Raw genomic sequence first — 15,670 nt, 5'->3', positions numbered from 1 at the left:
CCGGCCAGCGGCCGGCACTACCGATCCGGGATGGGTCCAAGAGCGTTCAACCGAACGCCAGCAACTGTGGCTGCAAGGCGCTGAGGATCCGCGCCAGCCGCTCCGCCCACGCCTGCTGCCCGGCGGCATCGGCGATCAGGTCCTGGCGGATCTCCAGTTCCACGTGCACCAGGCCGCGCCCTTCGCCATGCACCGGTACCGCGTAGTCGCTGGTGCTGCTGACCGAATACGGTTCGTTGTCACCCACCACCAGGTCGCCTTCATCGCGCAGTGCCTGCAGCAGGGCATGCGCAAAGCGCGTGTCCTGGTGGTACAGCACGCCGGCGTGCCACGGCCGCTGCGTGCCGTTCATCACTGGCGTGAAGCTGTGCATCATCACCAGCAGGGTGGGGCGGCCGGCATCGCGGCGTGCATCCAGTTCCGCGTCGATGCGCGCATGGTAGGGCGCGTGGATCGCATCGATGCGCTGCTGCCGCTGTGCAGCCGACAGCCTGGCATTGCCCGGGACCACGGTGTGGTCGCTCACTTCCGGAATCAGCGTCGGCGAGGCCAGTGGGCGGTTGCAGTCGATCAGCAGCCGCGAATAGGTCTGTTCGATCGCCCAGGCATCCAATCGATCTGCCAGCGCGCGGGTGGTGCCGGCGATGCCGATGTCCCAGCCGATATGGCGGTCCAGCTCGGCCTGGGCCAGGCCGAGCCCGGTCAGCGCGCGTGGCACCTGCTGGCCGGCGTGATCGGCCAGCAGCAGGTACGGCGAGGCGCCCTGCGGCCGGTGGAGGGTATAGATCGCCGGGTCGTCGGCGCCCAGCAGCGCCGGCAGTACGTGCAGATCGGCGTCAGCCACGCGGGCGCCCGTCCAGGTGGTGCTCGATCATCCACAGGCCCGCCCACAGCTTGGCATCCAGCTCATAGCCTTCGCCCATCTTCTGCACCAGCCAGGCCGCCGCCTGCGCGCGCGGAATCTCGTGCACGGTGATGTCTTCGCTGTCATCGCCGCCACCGTCGCCGATCCGGCGCAGGCCGGTGGCGCGTACGAAGGCGATCTTCTCGCTGCTGGCGCCGGAGGACGTCGGGCCGATCATCAGCACTTCGGCGTGATCGGCGGTCCAGCCGGTTTCTTCTTCCAGCTCGCGCACGGCCGAGACTTCGATCGATTCGCCGGCGTGGATGTCGCCGACCAGGCCGGCCGGCATCTCGATGGTGGGGGCCTGCAGCGGCACGCGGAACTGTTCGACGAACAGCACCTTGTCCTCCGGGGTCACCGCGATGATGATCGCGGCCAGGCCACCGGCATGGGTACGTTCGCTGTATTCCCAGGTGCCGCGTACCAGCATGCGCTGGTACTTGCCTTCATAGACGACACGCGGGGCTTCGGTGTTGCGCTGGCTCATGCGGGCTCGCTGTGGGTGGGAAGAATATCGGGTACGCCGGCGGCATCGAACAGCCGGCGGCGGGTCATCGGGCCGAAGCGCAGGGTCTGGCACAGGCCGCCGAGCAGCTCGGGGTCGGCGGTCTGGCGCAGCAGGCCGGGTTGGCTGCCTTCCAGCGGCGCGTCCAGCGCGATGGTGGTCAGCTGGCGCCAGAGCAGGGCGTGCTCGCGCTGCTCGCGCAGGCGCACCGCCATCTGGGCGGCACCGCGCAGGCGCAGGAACGGCACTTCGTCCAGGCGTTCGTACAGCGCATCCAAGCTGCCGAAATGGGCCAGCAGCACGGCGGCGGACTTGCTGCCGACACCACTGACACCGGGAATGTTGTCCACCGCATCGCCGCACAGCGCCAGGTAATCGGCAATCTGGTGCGCATGCACGCCGTGCCGTGCCTTCACGCCGGCCACGTCCCAGCGCTGGTTGCGGGCGTAGTCCCACTGTTCGTCGTGATCCAGCAGCAGCTGCGACAGGTCCTTGTCGGCGGAGATGATCACCCCGCGATGGCTGCCGCGGTGCACGTGCAGTGCGCTGCCGATCAGGTCGTCGGCTTCGTAGTCGTGGTGGGCGAGGATGGCAAGGCCCAACGCCGCGCACAGCGCCTTGCAGTGCACGAACTGGCGCTTGAGCGCTTCCGGTGCCGGATCACGGTTGGCCTTGTAGGCCGGATACAGGCGGTGGCGGAAGCCGCTGTCGAGCGCTTCGTCGAAGGCAATGGCGATGTGCCGCGGGCGCTCGCGCTCCAGCAGGTCCAGCAGGAAGCGGGCGAAGCCGTGCACAGCATTGGTCGGCCAGCCCTGCGCGTCCTGGAACTGGTCCGGCAGCGAGTGCCAGGCGCGGAACACGTAGATGCTGGCATCGACCAGGTACAGCGACGGCGGCGGTGCCGGCAGGGTCATGCCGGCGGCGTCCAGTCCTGCAGCAGGGTCGCTGGGTCGGGGCGCTCGCGCTCGGGCACGTCGGCCTTGGCGGTGCCGATGTGGATGAAGCCGGCGATGCGTTCACCCTCGACCAGGCCCAGGTGGGCCTGCACGACAGGATCGAAGGCCATCCAGGCCGTCAGCCACTGTGCGCCGAAGCCAAGCGCCTGCGCGGCCTGCAGCAGGGCGAAGCAGACGCAGCCGGCGGTCATCAGCTGTTCCTGTTCTGGCACCTTCGGGTCCGGGCGTGGGCTGGCGACCACCACGATCACCAGCGGGGCGTGGCTGAAACGCTGGCGGTCCTTCTCGAACACGGCCTCGCCGGCATGCGGGTCGCGCTGGCGGCTGCGCTTGGCCAGGAAGTCGCCCAGAGTGTGACGTGCATCGCCGGCGATCTTCAGGAAGCGGAACGGCACGCGCTTGCCGTGGTCGGGCACGCGCACGGCCGACGCCAGCATCCGCTGCAGGGTGGCCGGGTCCGGGCCGGGCTCGCCCAGTTGCCGCGAAGGCACTGAGCGGCGGGCATCCAGGGCGAGCAGGGCAGCGGGGTCGGGCATGGAGTCTGAACCGGTCATCACGGGTGTTTGATTATAGTCGGGGTGGTCAATGACGCCGTCTGTGTCGCGTCCGGCCCCTGAATACCAAACTGTGATGAACATCATGCCACTGGCGGGAAACGGACAGCCGCTTCCCCTCGCCTCGTGGGCCTTGCACGGCTTACGATACCCCTCTTGCCGGGCCGCCGGTCATGAGGTTTGAAGTGAGGACTGTTTCACTGTCCGTGACGGGCTGGCCGGCCTACCATCGACGTTCCGGTACATGGGGTGTGCCGGTCGTCGCGATGTCCATGCTGTCTGTCGTACCAGAGAAGGTGGGGAGCCTTCCCGAATGATGAGCGTGCCCACACCGATGGGATCGCCGGGCCGTGACCCGGCCCAGCTCCAGCTTGCCCGGGACATGGTCCTGCCCGCGCTGTGCCAGGCCTTCGGGGCCGCGCTGGCGCGTTTCGACGATGCCCTGTTCGACCGCGCCGGCAATGCCGGCTCGTCGCAGTTGCTGTTCCTGGACGCGATGCGCGAACTGCGCCGCCGCCGTGAGGAGATCGCTGCCGCCTTCGCCGGCCACCTGCAGCAGGCGTGGGCCGCATTGGCGGCCGGTGAGCCGCTGTCGGCCGAGGCGACCCTGTCGGGGCCGGCCGAGGATGGCCTGAGCCTGCTGGCCGAACACGTACTGGAATCGCGGTTGGCGGTGCGCAATTTCGCCACTGTATTGCTGCGTGACTTCAAGCCGGTGCTGGCGCGGCTGGACCGCCGCCTGGGCCGGTTGATCGGCGGCGTGGAACTGGACGCCGACCACAATCCCATCAGCCCCGAACATCTGGGCGTGGCCATCCACGAGGCCTTTGCCGGCTGCGAACTGGCCCCGGAAGTGCATCTGGTGCTGATCAAGCTGTGCGAGCGCGACCTGCGTGCACCGGTCGGCCGCATCTACGAGAAGCTGGACGAGCAGCTGGCCGCAGCCGGCGTGATGTCGCAGATGGGGGCTCCGCAGCGCCCACAACCGCCGGCACCGGATCCGCGCATGACCGGGATGCTGGATGACCTGGTCGAGCATCGCCACGGCGCGGGCGTCGATCCGGGGTTCAGCGATGACGAGCAGGCCGCACCGGCTTGGGCGCAGCGCTTTGCCGCCCGCTGGTCCGAGCGCCGCGGGCATATGCAGCAGCACCTGGGCGGCGATGATGGCGCCGCCGGCGAGGCCTACGCCGGCCAGCAAGGCATGCTGCTGGAAGCGTTGCACGAACTGCTGCAGCAGACCCGCCATGTGCGTGAGGACGCCACGTCTGCGGCACAGGTGGCGGTCGGCCAGCAGCGCCCGCTCAGCCAGCGCGAAATGATGTCGGTGCTGTCGCTGCTGCAGGCCACGCCGAGCGCGACGCTGCGTGCAGCCATCGGCGAGGACGGCGAATCGCTGGCGCAGCGGCTGAAGAGCGAAGTGCTGTCCAGCGCCACCCAGCTCGGCGTCGATCCGGGCCAGACCCGGCTGGACCCGCAGGATGAAGATGCCATCGACCTGGTCGGCATGCTGTTCGACGTGATGCTGGACGAGCGTGAACTGGAAGGCCGCTCGCGCGAACTGATCGGCCGCCTGGTCGTGCCTTTCGTCAAGGTCGCCATGCTCGACCGCCGCATGTTCGTGCAGAAGACCCATCCGGCGCGCAAGCTGCTCAATTCGCTGGCCGAAGCCTGCGAGGGCAACACCGGCGAAAGCCAGGCCGAGCGCATGCTGATGGCCAAGGTCGAGGAGATCATCGAGCGCCTGGTGGCCGAGTTCAACGAGAACCTGGCGATCTTCCTGACCCTGGAAGAAGAATTCCGCGAGTTCCTGGTGCAGCATCGCCGCCGCGTGGAAATCGCCGAGCGTCGCGCCGCAGAAACGCAGCGCGGCCAGGAAAAGCTGGAAATGGCCCGCACCCGGGCCGGTGCGGAACTGGATCGTCGCATCGGTGATGCCACCCTTCCGCCGGCCATTGCCGAGTTCCTGCGCCAGCCCTGGCAGCACCACCTGACCCTGGCGCTGCTGCGCGAGGGCGAAGAAGGCGCGTCGGTGGCCGAGGCACTGAGCCTCGGCGACGGCCTGCTGGAGGAAGTTGCCGAGGCACGCCGGCAGATTGTCGGCAAGCCATGGCTGCAGGCCTGGCAGCCGGTGCTGGCCAAGGTGTTTGCCAGCGTCGGTGTGCACGGCGATGCGGCTACCGGCGCGATCGACGCCCTGCACGACACGTTGCAGGGCATCGCCGAGTCGCGGCCGGAACTGCAGCGCGCGCTGCCCGAGCTGCCGCAGGTCGCGCTGCCGGCACCGCCGGTGGCCGAATCGCCAGCGGTGGAACTCAGCGGGCAGATCGATGCCGACGATTTCGACAACGCCGATGCCGACCGCTTCCGACGCATGGAAATCGGCAACTGGTTGGACTTCGTCGACAAGGACGGCAAGGTCCAGGCGGGCAAGCTGTCCTGGGTCAGCCCGATTTCCTCGCGCCTGCTGTTCGTCAACCGTCGCGGCGTGCGCTTCTGCGTGGCCTCGCCAGAAGAGCTGGCGGTGATGGTGCGGCTCGGCCGCCTGCGTGCCCACGTTGACGATGGCGCCTTCGACAGCGCCATGCAGGGCGTGATCGACCGCCTCGACCCGGGCAGCACCACCCTGCACTGAGTGCTGGCTGCCTGCTAGGATCGGGAAAACTCACCGATCAGCGGGGACCTGCATGGCCGTGGCGTTGCTGGGGATCAAGGAGACCGCGCCGGGTGAACGGCGCGTGGCGTTGACACCGGAAACCGCGCGCAAGCTCGGTGCCCTCGGCATTACGGTCTGGTACGAGGCCGGCGCCGGGCTGGCCGCCGGCTTCACCGATGCCGCCTATGACGACGCCGGCGCACGTGTCTTCGACGCGGGCCGCTGGGCCGAGATCGATATCCTGCTGTGCGTGCAGGCACCTCCTGCGACGGTGCTGGAGCAGCTCAGGCCCGGTGCCAGCGTGGTTGGCCTGCTGGCACCGGCCAACGATCCGGCGCTGGCCGCGCTGGCGGCCGATGATCGCCTGCAGCTGTTCCCGCTGCAGCAGCTGCCGCGCACCACCCGCGCGCAGGCGATGGATGTACTCAGTTCGCAGGCCGGAATGGCCGGCTACAAGGCCGCGCTGATTGCCGCCGAACGCGCGCCGCGCTTCTTCCCGATGCTGACCACCGCCGCTGGCACCGTGCGGCCGGCCAAGGTGCTGGTGATCGGTGCCGGCGTGGCGGGCCTGCAGGCCATCGCCACCGCGCGGCGCCTCGGTGCACAGGTGGAAGGTTTCGATGTGCGCCCGGAAACCCGCGAGCAGATCCAGTCACTGGGTGCGCGCTTCCTCGACCTCGGGGTGAGCGCGGCGGGCGAGGGCGGCTATGCGCGGGCGCTGACCGATGACGAGCGCGCCGAGCAGCAGCTTCGGCTGGCCGACCACCTGCGCGGCGTGGACGTGGTGATCTGCACGGCTGCCGTACCCGGTCGGCCGGCGCCGACCATCGTGACCGCCGCGATGGTGGAGGGCATGGCCACCGGCAGTGTCATTGTCGATCTGGCGGCCGAGAGCGGCGGCAACTGTGCACTGACCCAGCCGGGGCACTGCATCGAACACCAGGGCGTGACCATCGATGGTCCGCTGGGCCTGGCCAGTCGCGGCGCGACCCAGGCCAGTGAGATGTATGCGCGCAACCTGCTCAACTTCGTTGCGCTGTTCGTGCGCGAGGGGCGGCTCGGTTTCGACTGGGACGACGAGCTGCTGGCAAAGACGCGCTGGCAGGCATGAATGACGTGGGGTCAGATCCCTTTGCCTCTGGCAAAGGGATCTGACCCCGATCTCCCGCAATCTGCCAGGGGTCGGATCCCTTTGCGTCAGCAAAGGGCTCTGACCCCGTTCCCCGGGGCCTTACCGCGGCTTCGCCGGCGGCGGGTTGTCGCGCACCCAGTCCCGGCGCTGCTCCGGCGTCATCTGCGACCAGCGCTCGCGCAGCGCGTCGCGCTGTGCCGGCGGCATGTTGCGCATCTGCCCGAACAGGGCGCGTGCCTGTTCACGCTGTTCCGGGCTCATGTGCTCGAAGCGGCGCAGGCCGCGGCGGGCCTTGTCGCGCTCCTCCGGGCTCATCGATTGCCAGCGCTGGCCGTGCGAGAGCATGCGCTGGCGCTGGCCGGCATCAGCGCTGTTCCAACGGTCGCGCAGCGGCGCCAGCAGGGACTCTCGCTGGGATTCGCTCAATTGCTCCCACGCAGGCAATGGCGCGACCGGTGCGGCAGGGGCGGGCGTGGCGTTCTGCGCCAGCGCCGGAACGGCCGGCAGAAGCGCCAGGGTCAACAGCAGTGGCAGGGCAAGCAGTCGGGACATGATTTACTCCATCGCCAGGTCGGTATCGCCCAGCCACAGGTACAGATCGGGATTCTCGTCGTAGAGCGCGCCGTTGTCTTCCACTGAAGCAAGCACGGGGTCCGGCGGCGGACCCGCAAGCGTGCCATGGCCGGTGAACTGCAGGCCGATGCCCAGTGCAACCACCAGTGAGCAGGCGCTGGCCAGCCACCAGCGCCAGCGCCCACGATGGGTGGTGGCCGTGGCGCCGTGGCGAGCTTGGCGCAGCCGGGCCAGCGTTGCCGGCGACAGCGCCTGCAGCGACTGCGCGTGCAGGCGGCGCAGGGTGTCATCGGAAGGCAGGGAGCGGTTCACGGGTGGGTCTCCAGGTAGTCCTGCAGCGCCTGCCGGGCGCGTGCCAGATGGGTTTTTACCGCGCCTTCGCTGCAGCCCATGGCGCGGGCGGTGGTGGCCCCGTCCAGGTCCTGCAGCACGCGCAGGGTGAAGGCCTCGCGCTGGCGGGCGGGCAGGGTGCGCAACGCGTCCACCAGCTGCTGGTACTGCTGGCGCTGCTCATGTGCCTTTGCCGGGTCCGGGCCGGGATCGGCCCAGTCGATCTCGCCGCCTTCCGCGTCCTGGTTGTCGCGCCAGAACGGCAGGCGGAAGCGGCGCCGGCGCTGCAGGTCGATCACCCGGCGGCGCAGGATGCTCCAGAACAGCGGCGCCCATTCGGCGGCCGGCTTGTCGGTGTAATCCAGCATGCGCAGCAGCGCGTCCTGCACCGCATCCATGGCGTCTTCGCGCTGGCGCAGGCCGGCCTCGGCGAAGCGGAACGCACGCGGGCCGACGCTGGCCAGGAATGCCTCCAGCGATGCCGGCAGGGCATCGGTCTCGGCGCTCGGGGGGGCGGGGCTGCTCACCAGCACAGGGTACGGTTCCTCGCTCGGGGTCACCATCGACAACGCGTGAGCGGCGCTCCGGTTGACGCCGGGTGCGCGCCGGGTTCAGCCCATGGTTATGATGGGCCGACGAAGACAGAGCAGGAGCGTTGCCGGTGAGTGACGGGTTCGTAGCGCTGTACATCTTCATGCTGGCAGCCATCGCCGGCCACGTGATCATTTCGCGGGTGCCGGTGATCCTGCATACCCCGCTGATGTCGGGCTCCAACTTCATCCACGGCATCGTGCTGATCGGCGCGATGGTGGTACTGGGGCATGCGCAGACGCCGCTGGAGAAGGCACTGGGCTTCCTGGCCGTGGTGCTCGGCGCCGGCAATGCCGCCGGTGGCTACGTGGTCACCGCGCGCATGCTGGAAATGTTCAAGCCGAGCGCGCCCAGGGGCGGCAAGGACGAACCGAAGGAGCCGCAGGCTTGAACATCAGCACCGTCGAACTGCTCGACTGGCTGGTCAAGGCCAGCTACCTGGTCGCCGCCACGCTGTTCCTGCTCGGCCTGCAGCGCATGGCCTCGCCGCTGACCGCGCGCAGCGGCATCCGCTGGGCCGGGCTGGGCATGCTGCTGGCCACCGCGGCCACCTTCTTCCTGCCCGAACTGCACAACGTGCCGTTGATCCTGGTGGCACTGCTGCTGGGTGCGGGCCTGGCCTGGTGGTCGGCCGGCAAGGTTGCCATCACCGACATGCCGCAGATGGTGGCGCTGTACAACGGCATGGGTGGTGGCTCGGCGGCGGCGATCGGTGCGGTGGAACTGCTGCGCTATGCCTTCCTGGCCCACCGCGATACCAGCCACTGGAGCGCGCAGGCGCTGGCCGACCTGGCCGCGCGCCAGCCGTCCGGCACGATGCTGCTGCTGGCGGTGGTCGGCGCGGCGATCGGCGCGGTGTCGCTGTCCGGCTCGGTGATCGCGTGGGCCAAGCTGGATGGACGCCTGGACAAGCGCGTGACCTGGCCCGGCCAGCAGGTGATGAACCTGCTGGTGGCGCTGGCGGTGGTGGTGCTGGCGATCATCGCGGCCAGTACGCTCAGTGCCTGGGCGATCGTTGCCTTCTTCGTGCTGGCACTGGCGCTGGGCGTGCTGATGACGCTGCCGATCGGCGGTGCCGACATGCCGGTGGTGATCTCGCTGTACAACGCGTTCACCGGCCTGGCAGTGTCGTTCGAAGGTTATGTGCTGGGCAACGAGGCGCTGATCATCGCCGGCATGATGGTCGGCGCGGCCGGCATCCTGCTGACCCGGCTGATGGCCAAGGCGATGAACCGGCCGATCCGCAACGTGCTGTTCTCCAACTTCGGCGGCGGTGCTGGTGGCGAAGCGCAGGCGATCAGCGGCGCGCAGAAGCCGATCGAAGCCCCGGATGTCGCGGCGATGATGGCCTACGCCGAACGCGTGGTGATCGTGCCTGGATACGGCATGGCCGTGGCCCAGGCCCAGCACAAGATCTGGGAACTGGCGCAGCGGCTGGGCCAGCGCGGGGTGAAGGTGAAGTTCGCCATCCACCCGGTCGCCGGGCGCATGCCCGGGCACATGAACGTACTGCTGGCCGAAGCGGGCGTGCCCTACGACCTGATCGCCGACATGGATGACATCAATCCGGAGTTCACCAACACCGACGTGGTACTGGTGATCGGTGCCAACGACGTGGTCAATCCGGTCGCGCGTACTGATCCGGCCAGCCCGATCTACGGCATGCCGGTGCTGGACGTGGTCAACGCGCGCAACGTGGTGGTGATCAAGCGCGGCAAGGGCACCGGCTTCGCCGGTATCGAGAATGCGCTGTTCTACGCTGACAATACCCGCATGCTCTATGGCGACGGCGCCGAAGCGGCCGCCTCGCTGGTGAGCGAGCTGAAGGCGCTCGACGGCGGGCATTGAAGACCGGGGTCGGATCCCTTTCCGCAGGACAGGGCTCTGACCCCTTTACCGGCCAGCGGCCGGCACTACCGGATCCGCGCGTGGCGGCTGCATCTGGTAGGTGCGGACCTGGGGCCCCACGCTTTTGCCGGCCAGCGGCCGGCACTACCGGATCCGCGCGTGGTGGTTGCATCTGGTAGGTGCGGACCTTGGTCCGCACGCTTTTGCCGGCCAGCGGCCGGCACTACCCTCCATCGGCGCGTGGCGGCTGCATCTGGTAGGTGCGGACCTTGGTCCGCGCGCTTTTGCCGGCCAGCGGCCGGCACTACCGGATCCGCGCGTGGTGGTTGCACCTGGTAGGTGCGGACCTTGGTCCGCGCGCTTTTGCCGGCCAGCGGCCGGCGCTACCCCCCATCCGCGCGTGGTGGTTGCACCTGGTAGGTGCGGACCTTGGTCCGCACGCTTTTGCCGGCCAGCGGCCGGCACTACCGGATCCGCGCGCGGTGGTTGCATCTGGTAGGTGCGGACCTTGGTCCGCACGCTTTTGCCGGCCAGCGGCCGGCACTACCCCCCATCCGCGCGTGGCGTGGATCTACGCGCTCAGCGCGCCAGCCAGGCGCCGACGACCACGGCCACGGCCAGCCACAGCCATTCCACCGCGCCATTGGCCAGGGTGATCAGGGTCCAGGCCAGGTGCGGGCCCATCCGCGTGGTGGCGTCCCACAGGTCCAGACCGATCGAGCCGCCCATCCAGGCACTGGCGATGGCCCAGTTGGCCACGGCGGCCACCAGCAGGGTGCCGAGCACCACCAGGGCGATGCGCAACCGGCCCGGGCCCAGTGTGCCCAGGCGCAGCATGAACACCAGTTCCAGGGCGGACACTACCGCCATCCAGCCGACCTGCCGGCCGGTCATCAGCGCCAGGACCATCCAGGCGAGGGGAGCAACAAGCAGACCCAGCAACAGCATGAGGGACCAGAGCCAGGTGACGGTCCTGGCACGCGTGGCAATGGAGGACATCGAAGCTCCCTGAAGATCACCCACAGGATACTGTGGTTTGCCGCAGTGCACCGGCGGTGCCGGGGCGGCTGGGCTAGAATGCCGTCTTGCGTGGCCCCGGCCACGGCCCCATATCGGTCCCCATGTATTCCCGTAGCAGCGAACCTGTCCACTTCGAACGCGATTGCGAGGCCGTGATGGTCCCGCAGGGCGATACCGTGACCCTGCCCGCCGGCAGCTATGGGTACATCACCCAGGCGCTGGGCGGCAGCTATTCGGTGTTCGTCGAGGGCAACCTGTTCCGCATCGCCGGCAAGGACGGCGACGCCATCGGCAAGGAGGCGCCGGCACCGCTCGAGCTGCCGGCCGACGCCACCGATGAGCAGGTGGAACAACTGGTGTGGCAGCAGCTGCGCACCTGCTTCGACCCGGAGATTCCGGTCAACATCGTTGAACTGGGCCTGGTCTATGAAGTCGAGATCAAGCATCTGGACGAAGGCAAGCGCGAGATCGACGTGAAGATGACCCTGACCGCACCGGGCTGTGGCATGGGCGAGATCCTGGTCGACGACGTGCGCAGCAAGCTTGAAATGATCCCGACGGTGGCCGAGGCCGACGTCGACCTGGTGTTCGACCCGCCGTGGAACCAGCACATGATGTCCGAGGCGGCGCGGCTCGAGACCGGCATGCTTTGACCCAGGGCCCGCAGTGACGCGGGCCCGGCACTACCCGCAACCAGAACAGGAATCCTCCGGTGTCCCAGTCCATTCCCAGCTTCGCCGTCACCCGTTCGGACCACCCGCGCAGCGCTGAAGAGCGCGCCAAGATCCTGGAGAAGCCGGGCTTCGGCCTGCACTTCACCGATCACATGGTGGAAGTGCGCTGGGACAAGGATGCCGGCTGGCACAACGCCAGTGTGCGTGCCTACGGCCCGCTGCAGCTGGACCCGGCCGCGGCCGTGCTGCACTACGGCCAGGAGATCTTCGAAGGCATCAAGGCCTACCGCCATGCTGACGGCTCGATCTGGACCTTCCGCCCGGATGCCAACGGCCGTCGCCTGCAGCGTTCGGCGCAGCGCCTGGCGCTGCCGGAACTGCCGGTGGAGATCTTCGTCGAATCGCTGAAGCAGCTGATCGCCGTCGACAGCGAGTGGGTGCCGTCGGCCGACGAGTCGAGCCTGTACTTCCGCCCGTTCATGATCGGCGACGAAGCCTTCCTCGGCGTGCGCGGCGCGCACAAGGCCGGCTACTACGTCATCGCCAGCCCGGCCGGCCCGTACTTTGCCAAGGGCGTGGCCCCGGTGTCGATCTGGCTGTCCACCGAATACGCGCGCGCGGCCAAGGGCGGCACCGGCGCCGCCAAGTGCGGTGGCAACTACGCCGCCTCGCTGCTGCCGCAGCAGAAGGCGCAGGCGCAGGGCTGCTCGCAGGTGCTGTTCCTGGACCCGGTCGAAGGCAGGTACCTGGAAGAACTGGGCGGCATGAACGTGTTCCTGGTCTACAAGGACGGCACGCTGGTCACCCCGGAACTGTCCGGCAGCATCCTCGAGGGCATCACCCGCGAGAGCATCCTGCAGCTGGCGCGCGACCGTGGCATGAAGGTCGAAGAGCGCAAGGTCAGCATCGACGAGTGGAAGGACGGCGTGGCCTCCGGTGCGATCAGCGAAGTGTTTGCCTGTGGCACTGCGGCGGTGGTCACCCCGATCGGCCAGCTGAAGGGCGAGGGTTTCTCGGTGGGCGACATCAACGCGCCGGCCGGCGAAGTGACCATGTCGCTGCGCAAGGAACTGACCGACATCCAGTACGGCCGCCTGCCGGACCGGCACAACTGGCTGGTCAAGCTAGGCTGATCGCCCGCACCGGGTTGTAGACCCGAGCGCGCGCTCGGCTGCGTTGTTCCTGGAAAGCCCGTCCCTGTGACGGGCTTTCTGCGTTTTGGACAGGTGGGTGGGGTCAGATCCTTTTCCGTGGGAAAAGGGATCTGACCCCGGCTCCGACCCCGAATCGGCGGATGCCGATGTCGGCAAAGTCATCGCAGGACAGGTGGTGACCCAGTCAGGTGTGTGCAGGAGATGAGAAAGTTCCTTCACCTTCACAAACCCTCGACCCGGGAAGTCTCAGAACGAACATTTCATCTTGCTGAAAAGACGCTGAAAATCTTGTGGTGTCCGGTTTTGGTCATTAGCGTCATCTGCACGGCGGATCGATAGGGGGATCCGCTGACTCGCCGGACTTCGAACCTCGCCAACGCAAGCCAGCCCATGGTTCGGGCCGGTGCTTCTGCCGATTCCGGCATTCACACCACTAGAAAGGGAAATACGATGTCCCAGGTAACGCAACCGCGTGTGCGTCGAGTGTGGGTGGTCCTTGGTGCGTCCGTTCTGTCATCGCTGCTGCTGGCCACGCCTGCGCTGGCCGGTGACGTCCAGCTCAGCGGCCTGCAGTCTGCGCCGACGCACCAGCGCTTCATCGTGAAGTACCGCGACGGCAGTGCGCCGGTGGCCAACACCACCGCACTGGCCTCTTCGCTGAAGAGTGCCGCCGCCGGCCTGGCCAGCAGCCAGGGCCGTGCGCTGGGCCTGCAGCAGGTCCGCAAGCTGGCCGTCGGCCCGACCCTGGTCAGGACCGACCGCCCGCTTGACCAGGCTGAATCCGAGCTGCTGATGCGCAAGCTGGCCGCCGACCCGAACGTGGAATACGTCGAAGTCGACCAGATCATGCGTGCGACGCTGACCCCGAATGACACCCGCTTCAGCGAACAGTGGGGCTTTGGTACCTCCAACGCGTCGATCAACGTGCGGCCGGCCTGGGACAAGGCCACCGGCACCGGCGTGGTGGTGGCCGTGATCGATACCGGCATCACCAACCATCCCGATCTCAACGCCAACATCCTGCCCGGCTATGACTTCATCAGCGATGCCGCGATGGCGCGCGATGGCGGTGGCCGCGACAGCAACCCGAACGACGAGGGCGACTGGTATGGCGCCAACGAGTGCGGCTCGGGCATCCCGGCGTCCAACTCCAGCTGGCACGGCACCCACGTCGCCGGCACCGTGGCGGCGGTGACCAACAACAGCACCGGCGTGGCCGGCACGGCGTTCAACGCCAAGGTCGTCCCGGTGCGCGTGCTCGGCAAGTGCGGCGGCTATACCTCCGACATCGCCGATGCGATCGTGTGGGCCTCCGGCGGCACCGTCAGTGGCGTGCCGGCCAATGCCAATCCGGCGGAAGTCATCAACATGTCGCTGGGCGGCGGCGGCACCTGCTCGGCCACCTACCAGAACGCGATCAACGGCGCGGTCAGCCGCGGCACCACCGTGGTGGTCGCCGCCGGCAACAGCAACACCAACGTGTCCTCGTCGGTGCCGGCCAACTGCGCGAACGTGATCGCGGTGGCGGCCACGACCTCGGCCGGTGCGCGTGCCAGCTTCTCCAACTATGGTGCCGGCATCGACATTTCCGGCCCGGGCCAGAGCATCCTGTCCACCCTCAACACCGGCACCACCACGCCGGGCAGCGCCACCTATGCGTCCTACAACGGCACCTCGATGGCGGCGCCGCATGTGGCCGGTGTGGTGGCCCTGATGCAGTCGGTGGCGCCGAGCCCGCTGAGCCCGGCACAGGTCGAGAGCATCATCAAGAGCACCGCACGCCCGCTGCCGGGCGCCTGCTCGGGGGGCTGCGGCGCCGGCATCGTCGACGCCAACGCGGCCGTGGATGCGGCGATCAATGGCGGTGGCCCGAACCCGGGCGGCAACGTGCTGCAGAACAACGTGCCGGTGACCGGCCTGGGCGCCGCGACCGGTGCCGAGCTGAACTACACCGTCGCCGTTCCGGCCGGCAGCACCCAGCTGCGCGTGGCAATCAGTGGCGGCAGCGGTGATGCCGACCTGTACGTTCGCCAGGGCAGTGCCCCGACCGATACCACCTACACCTGCCGTCCGTACCTGAGCGGCAACAGCGAGACCTGCACCATCAACAGCCCTGCCGCCGGCACCTGGTATGTGCGGGTGAAGGCGTACAGCACCTTCTCGGGCCTGACCCTCAACGCCCAGTACTGAGCCCAAGTCCCTCTCCAAGGGCACGCCCTGGCTTCGGCCGGGGCGTTTTTGTCCGGGTGGGTGCCGACCTCGGCCGGCACGCTGTTCCTCAGACCGACTCGAAACGGTTCGCCGCCACGTTCTTGCGCACATGCTGCGGGTCGAAGATCCGCCCGTTCATCGCGATGTACACGCCGCTCGGCAGCGACTGCACCGCACCGATCGCACAACCGATGTTGAACTCCGCATCCGAGCCGCGGAAGCGTGCCGGGCTCAGCGCACCGGTCATCACGATGGTCTTGTCCGGGATCGTCGCCAGCACCTTGCCTGTCTGCACCATCGAATCGGTGCCGTGGGTCACCAGCACGTGCCGGGTGGGCTGCGCGGCGATGGTGGCGCGGATCAGCTCGCGGTCTTCGTCGTTGATGTGCAACGAATCCTTGCGCAGGATCGGAATCACGTTGAAGCGGAACGTCACGCCCAGCTCGCGCAGGATCATGCCGATCTGCGGATCGCCGATCTGGTAGTCCGACTTGTCGTCGAAGTAGATCTTGTCGATCGTGCCACCGGTGGTGACGACCAGGAGCTCTTCCATCATGTGCAT

General features: G+C 68.3%; 16 protein-coding genes. 7 read left to right on the top strand and 9 right to left on the bottom strand.

The genetic code is table 11. The annotated features are described in order from the left end of the window. Positions 1 to 46 precede the first annotated feature (46 nt). Genes AC5QAB_RS10810 through AC5QAB_RS10795 form a run of 4 tightly spaced genes read right to left on the bottom strand, consistent with a single transcriptional unit; the run spans position 47 to position 2,901 of the window. Positions 47 to 844 (bottom strand): N-formylglutamate amidohydrolase, encoded by a 798-nt coding sequence (locus tag AC5QAB_RS10810; RefSeq protein WP_049408492.1) that lies wholly within the window; start codon positions 842 to 844, stop codon positions 47 to 49. Beyond that, entirely contained in the window at positions 837 to 1,391 is a 555-nt protein-coding gene (locus AC5QAB_RS10805) for an NUDIX hydrolase (protein ID WP_049408489.1), read from the bottom strand. The genes AC5QAB_RS10810 and AC5QAB_RS10805 overlap by 8 nt, the downstream gene beginning before the upstream one ends. Further along, positions 1,388 to 2,323: a 5'-3' exonuclease gene (locus AC5QAB_RS10800; protein WP_049408486.1), complete on the bottom strand. Its 936-nt coding sequence runs from the start codon at positions 2,321 to 2,323 to the stop codon at positions 1,388 to 1,390. The genes AC5QAB_RS10805 and AC5QAB_RS10800 overlap by 4 nt, the downstream gene beginning before the upstream one ends. Beyond that, a complete protein-coding gene (locus tag AC5QAB_RS10795) occupies positions 2,320 to 2,901 on the bottom strand; it encodes a nitroreductase family protein (RefSeq protein WP_014646012.1) in 582 nt (193 codons plus the stop codon). The genes AC5QAB_RS10800 and AC5QAB_RS10795 overlap by 4 nt, the downstream gene beginning before the upstream one ends. Positions 2,902 to 3,232: 331 nt before the next feature. On the opposite strand from AC5QAB_RS10795, the gene pacR reads away from it, so the two are divergent. Then, positions 3,233 to 5,554, top strand: a complete 2,322-nt coding sequence (pacR, locus tag AC5QAB_RS10790) for a PacR family protein (RefSeq protein WP_041863077.1) — start codon at positions 3,233 to 3,235, stop codon at positions 5,552 to 5,554. 52 nt (positions 5,555 to 5,606) lie between these two features. After that, entirely contained in the window at positions 5,607 to 6,686 is a 1,080-nt protein-coding gene (locus AC5QAB_RS10785; protein WP_049408483.1) for an NAD(P) transhydrogenase subunit alpha, read from the top strand. A gap of 120 nt (positions 6,687 to 6,806) precedes the next feature. Here the strand turns inward: AC5QAB_RS10785 and AC5QAB_RS10780 are convergent, their stop codons facing one another. From AC5QAB_RS10780 to AC5QAB_RS10770, 3 genes are read right to left on the bottom strand one after another with little or no spacing between them, the layout of a single operon-like run. Continuing rightward, positions 6,807 to 7,259 (bottom strand): DUF3106 domain-containing protein, encoded by a 453-nt coding sequence (locus AC5QAB_RS10780; protein ID WP_014646015.1) that lies wholly within the window; start codon positions 7,257 to 7,259, stop codon positions 6,807 to 6,809. Between the two features lie 3 nt (positions 7,260 to 7,262). After that, a complete protein-coding gene (locus AC5QAB_RS10775; protein WP_032956964.1) occupies positions 7,263 to 7,592 on the bottom strand; it encodes a membrane protein in 330 nt (109 codons plus the stop codon). Beyond that, positions 7,589 to 8,173, bottom strand: coding sequence for an RNA polymerase sigma factor (locus AC5QAB_RS10770; RefSeq protein WP_080354563.1), 585 nt, complete (start codon positions 8,171 to 8,173; stop codon positions 7,589 to 7,591). Before AC5QAB_RS10770 ends, AC5QAB_RS10775 begins: the two co-directional genes overlap by 4 nt. 98 nt (positions 8,174 to 8,271) lie before the next feature. On the opposite strand from AC5QAB_RS10770, the gene AC5QAB_RS10765 reads away from it, so the two are divergent. Together AC5QAB_RS10765 and AC5QAB_RS10760 are read left to right on the top strand one after the other, a co-directional pair. Beyond that, positions 8,272 to 8,592, top strand: coding sequence for an NAD(P) transhydrogenase subunit alpha part 2 (locus AC5QAB_RS10765; protein ID WP_014646018.1), 321 nt, complete (start codon positions 8,272 to 8,274; stop codon positions 8,590 to 8,592). Next, positions 8,589 to 10,049 (top strand): NAD(P)(+) transhydrogenase (Re/Si-specific) subunit beta, encoded by a 1,461-nt coding sequence (locus AC5QAB_RS10760; RefSeq protein WP_032956961.1) that lies wholly within the window; start codon positions 8,589 to 8,591, stop codon positions 10,047 to 10,049. The genes AC5QAB_RS10765 and AC5QAB_RS10760 overlap by 4 nt, the downstream gene beginning before the upstream one ends. A 579-nt stretch (positions 10,050 to 10,628) precedes the next feature. On the opposite strand, the gene AC5QAB_RS10755 is transcribed toward AC5QAB_RS10760, so the two are convergent. After that, complete coding sequence (locus AC5QAB_RS10755; RefSeq protein ID WP_032956958.1) at positions 10,629 to 11,048, bottom strand: hypothetical protein; 420 nt, start codon at positions 11,046 to 11,048, stop codon at positions 10,629 to 10,631. Between the two features lie 122 nt (positions 11,049 to 11,170). Between AC5QAB_RS10755 and sufT the strand changes: the two genes are divergently transcribed. From sufT to AC5QAB_RS10740, 3 genes are all read left to right on the top strand, one after another. Continuing rightward, the gene (gene sufT, locus AC5QAB_RS10750) at positions 11,171 to 11,722 is read left to right on the top strand and encodes a putative Fe-S cluster assembly protein SufT (protein ID WP_005415385.1); all 552 of its coding nucleotides are present in this window, start codon (positions 11,171 to 11,173) and stop codon (positions 11,720 to 11,722) included. 59 nt (positions 11,723 to 11,781) lie between these two features. Then, positions 11,782 to 12,876: a branched-chain amino acid aminotransferase gene (locus tag AC5QAB_RS10745; protein ID WP_049440133.1), complete on the top strand. Its 1,095-nt coding sequence runs from the start codon at positions 11,782 to 11,784 to the stop codon at positions 12,874 to 12,876. A gap of 471 nt (positions 12,877 to 13,347) precedes the next feature. Continuing rightward, entirely contained in the window at positions 13,348 to 15,087 is a 1,740-nt protein-coding gene (locus AC5QAB_RS10740; protein ID WP_046429039.1) for a S8 family peptidase, read from the top strand. An 88-nt stretch (positions 15,088 to 15,175) separates the two neighbouring features. Here the strand turns inward: AC5QAB_RS10740 and AC5QAB_RS10735 are convergent, their stop codons facing one another. After that, positions 15,176 to 15,661 carry an asparaginase domain-containing protein gene (locus AC5QAB_RS10735; RefSeq protein WP_010481766.1) on the bottom strand — a complete coding sequence of 162 codons (486 nt, stop codon included), beginning with the start codon at positions 15,659 to 15,661 and terminating at the stop codon, positions 15,176 to 15,178. Positions 15,662 to 15,670: the final 9 nt, after the last annotated feature.

The organism is Stenotrophomonas sp. YJH_SMC_127 (assembly GCF_059372445.1).
This window is presented reverse-complemented; position numbering and strand designations above follow the sequence as displayed.

What these genes read in the sequence shown, in the direction of transcription:
- AC5QAB_RS10805 (WP_049408489.1), bottom strand. Translation starts at nt 1,391, where the DNA reads ATGAGCCAGCGCAACACCGAAGCCCCGCGTGTCGTCTATGAAGGCAAG.
- AC5QAB_RS10800 (WP_049408486.1), bottom strand. Translation starts at nt 2,323, where the DNA reads ATGACCCTGCCGGCACCGCCGCCGTCGCTGTACCTGGTCGATGCCAGC.
- AC5QAB_RS10795 (WP_014646012.1), bottom strand. Translation starts at nt 2,901, where the DNA reads ATGCCCGACCCCGCTGCCCTGCTCGCCCTGGATGCCCGCCGCTCAGTG.
- pacR (WP_041863077.1), top strand. Translation starts at nt 3,233, where the DNA reads ATGATGAGCGTGCCCACACCGATGGGATCGCCGGGCCGTGACCCGGCC.
- AC5QAB_RS10785 (WP_049408483.1), top strand. Translation starts at nt 5,607, where the DNA reads ATGGCCGTGGCGTTGCTGGGGATCAAGGAGACCGCGCCGGGTGAACGG.
- AC5QAB_RS10780 (WP_014646015.1), bottom strand. Translation starts at nt 7,259, where the DNA reads ATGTCCCGACTGCTTGCCCTGCCACTGCTGTTGACCCTGGCGCTTCTG.
- AC5QAB_RS10770 (WP_080354563.1), bottom strand. Translation starts at nt 8,173, where the DNA reads ATGGTGACCCCGAGCGAGGAACCGTACCCTGTGCTGGTGAGCAGCCCC.
- AC5QAB_RS10755 (WP_032956958.1), bottom strand. Translation starts at nt 11,048, where the DNA reads ATGTCCTCCATTGCCACGCGTGCCAGGACCGTCACCTGGCTCTGGTCC.
- sufT (WP_005415385.1), top strand. Translation starts at nt 11,171, where the DNA reads ATGTATTCCCGTAGCAGCGAACCTGTCCACTTCGAACGCGATTGCGAG.
- AC5QAB_RS10740 (WP_046429039.1), top strand. Translation starts at nt 13,348, where the DNA reads ATGTCCCAGGTAACGCAACCGCGTGTGCGTCGAGTGTGGGTGGTCCTT.
- AC5QAB_RS10735 (WP_010481766.1), bottom strand. Translation starts at nt 15,661, where the DNA reads ATGGAAGAGCTCCTGGTCGTCACCACCGGTGGCACGATCGACAAGATC.